Raw genomic sequence first — 2811 nt, forward strand, 5'->3', positions numbered from 1 at the left:
ACTGTCACCGTCGTCATCTGCACTCGTAACCGCTCTGTCTTGCTTCAGAAGTGTCTCGCCGCGGTCAGCACTCTCAGCCCCGCACCGAACCAGATTCTCGTCGTCGACAACGAAGGCGATAGTGACACCCACAAAGTGGCGCAGGATTACAATGCCCGCTATACCGTCGAACCGGTCCATGGCCTGAGCCGCGCCCGCAATCGCGGTCTCACCGAGTGCGACACAGATATTGTCGCGTTCCTTAACGACGATGTCATTCCCGCGCCGGATTGGCTCGGCCTTCTGCTTGTGCCCTTTGCTGACCCGCAAACCGGCGCCACCACAGGCCGCGTCATCACACCCGACTCTCAGGATTCCGAGGCGCTCGAGCAAAGCCCGCGCGCCCTCAGCAACCAGGATTCGCGCTGGTTCGAGATCGCTACTTTTGGCGGCTTGGGCCTCGGTTCCAACATGGCATTTCGCCGGTGCGCACTGCCCATCCAGCGATTCTTTGATGAACGCCTTGGCCGCGGCGCACCCTTCGAAATCGGCGAAGAAAGTTATGCCTTTGCGTGGCTCCTAGAGCACGGCTACCGCGTCGTCTATCTCCCATCCGCCGTCGTCTATCACCCGCCTCTCAGTCGCGCCAGCATCCAGCGGGAGGCCCGGAATTCTTTTGCTTACTGGCTTCTAATCTTCACGGAATTCCCCGGCCAGCGGCTAAATATCCTTCATTTCCTTATCCGCCGCCTCCGAGGCAAGCGCCTCGACTGGCCCCGCAACCCTCAGGAACCAGGCGATATTGTGTCCAGCAGTTGGCGCGTTCTGGTTCCGGCAGCCATCAAGGGACTTTGGCTATTCATCCGTTCGCCGAAACACCGTGATCTTAGGCACCCTTGAGCCAGCTGGTACGAGTTCCCCACCGCAAGCATCGGTGTATGCCCGGATGCTCGCCGCAGTCGTCCCTTGGTTGAACCTGGGGACGAGCAGGAACTGGAAGTGTACAGTACCGCGATTCTGTGGCTCAGAATCAGGTTGAGCCGGGGAGCCAAACGAACTGATATGTGAACGAGAGCCCTGCTAACCTCGCAAGATTTGGATCCCTCGCCCGTTGAATTTCGGGGCATTGATTCAGAATCCGGACTCCCCACAGGCGCGCGGATAGATGTTTAGTTCGCATCCAACCACCGATGCGTACCATCAGGGAGGTTGACCGCTTTCATTCTGAATGTCTGCGAACGGTGCAGGGGAAGTCCGCCTACTCGATATGTTGCAGTTATCGTGAAAAACGTGGTTCCTCGGAATGGCGAATTCTCAATAGGGAGAGCGCTTCCGCAAGGCACTGATTCCCTATGCTCAAAACCAATACGTTTCACAAGACTCGAAACCCGCAACGTTTGATTGCCAAGCCTCATCACACCGGTCTGCGTAGAGAATTCGCACGTGAGCCATACATCGAACACCGTTAGGTAACCCTCGTTAACTACATAGAGCGAGGTAGCAGGTGGATTCGTCGAGTCCGCAGGCGCATCGGGCACGAGCGAGAGCCATTGATGGAACTGAAGCGCGAAGAAAAGCGAGAAAACCAATACCAGAATGGCATAGATCCAAATAGGCATCCTTCTCCATATCGAGAAAAGAAAGTTCAAGCGCTCTGACAGCACTCTGCTGCTCTGCGCAGCTTCCGGTCGGAGTGTCCCCGTTTTATTGGCCATCTCTATTCTGTGAACAATGAACCGTACCAGACCCAAAGCCCACAGTGACCTCAAGCAGGGGCCTGGAGCCGAGGGGTTCTAAACAGGCTCAACCTTGCGTTTCTTTAGGATGCATCTTCATAGCCCTCGATGAGTCTCAAGTTGTACCGCGAACTGAACATGATGAGAGGTCCGATGCGTCCGCGAGAATCGCGCCAAAACTCGGACAACAATGTTAACCAACGTACTGTGCGAGCGGTCACAGTACAGATTTCACGAATCTCCTATCGTCCCCACAAAGCTTGATTCACCCGCTCAGCCCTCTTCAAAAGACCTATCGGTGGGAATAGACATCTCAGTTCGGCTTAACAAATCGCAGACTGGCCTGATCTGGGCCGGACTGAATCATATCCTGAACTCGTATGCGACGCGAGAGGTGGCTGGACAGTCTCTTACTAGTTATCCGTTCCTAATCCAGCCGTTGCCACGCAATTTCAATTCGGGTACGTTCAGCCCCTCCATGATGAACCGCACCCTTGTGCTCTGCACCAAGCTTAGGCCACAGAGATCGACAGGGGGGATGTTTAAGCTGGATTTTCTAGAACTTCGCGGTGCCGCTTTTGCAGCTCGAGTCACACTGAAGAGGGGGCGATTCGAAGCTCAAAAGGCTCGAAAGTCGAGCCCTCAAGCTCAAAGGCGCGATGTCGATCCCAAGGCACTGAAGAATCTAGCGCTGAGAAAAAAGCAATGCCTCAAATTCCTCGAACGAGAGATGAAGCGCGCCACACGCAAGTTCCTTAAATACGGAAGCAGCGGCGAATTCAAGGCACTCTCCAAGGAATGGCGCGCGCATCTGCTTTGGATGCAATACCACCTGGCCTATTTCAAGCCTTTTCGCCCCGTGGGGCCCGCCATAAGGCGAATGCAGCGGATGCAGATCGATCTTCTGGTTGCAATGGCGAAGAAGGCAATCGATGCTCAGAAACGGCCGAACCCTAATGACAAGCTGCTTCGCGATGTCATTCGCCGCTTTATCCGCGATTGTCATCGTGGCCGAGTTCGCGACCGCAACTTTCTGTACATGCTCAGAAACCGGGAGAGCCCAATCGCGCAGGCGGAGTTGTTGGAATACGTCGCG

The 2811-nt window shown here is 55.3% G+C and carries 2 protein-coding genes; both read left to right on the forward strand.

The window, feature by feature from the left end; translation table 11 throughout:
- The coding region (locus tag WA354_RS12475) for a glycosyltransferase family 2 protein (protein WP_472813337.1) at positions 1–879 on the forward strand (879 nt) is incomplete at its 5' end.
- A gap of 1566 nt (positions 880–2445) precedes the next feature.
- Positions 2446–2811 (forward strand): hypothetical protein (locus WA354_RS12480; protein ID WP_472813338.1); only part of this gene is annotated, 366 nt, incomplete at its 3' end.

This window comes from Occallatibacter sp. (assembly GCF_049802275.1).
GTDB lineage: Bacteria > Acidobacteriota > Terriglobia > Terriglobales > Acidobacteriaceae > Telmatobacter.